The sequence below is a fragment of the Colwellia sp. BRX8-5 genome (assembly GCF_014077325.1).
Classification (GTDB): domain Bacteria; phylum Pseudomonadota; class Gammaproteobacteria; order Enterobacterales; family Alteromonadaceae; genus Colwellia_A.
On sequence record NZ_JACGVR010000093.1, the window covers coordinates 1 to 488 of the forward strand.

Annotated in this window: 1 protein-coding gene; it reads right to left on the minus strand. The window is 40.8% G+C overall.

All coding sequences use genetic code 11. The annotated features are described in order from the left end of the window. Positions 1-488 (minus strand): tandem-95 repeat protein (locus tag H4J62_RS20020; protein WP_182231384.1); only part of this gene is annotated, 488 nt, incomplete at both ends.

Genomic DNA, 488 nt, shown 5'->3' on the forward strand with positions numbered 1-488 from the left:
TCATTATCATCACTTAAATCTGAAACTGGAGTTACTGAAATTGTTAGCGTAGAACTTTCGGTATCACCAGCACCATCTGTAACGGTATAAGTAATAACGGGTACAGCACCGTTGAAATCATCATTCGGTGTAAAAGTGTAACTACCATCAGTATTTAAAGATAACTCACCTTCCGTAAGGGTAACCGTATCACCTGCATTGTACGTATTCCCACCAACCGTAAAGCTTGTAACAGTTAAAGGACCGTCTGCAGTTGCTGCGTTATCGAGGACATTACCTGTTGCGGTTGTATCTTCTGCTATTGTGACAGTTTCACTATCATCGCTCAGATCAGACACTGGAGTTACTGAAATAGTTAGGGTCGAACTCTGAGTGTCACCAGCACCATCGGTAACTGTATATGTAATAACAGGAACAGCACCGTTGAAATTATCATTAGGTGTGAAGGTATAACTACCATCGGTATTTAAAGTTAACTCACCTTCAGT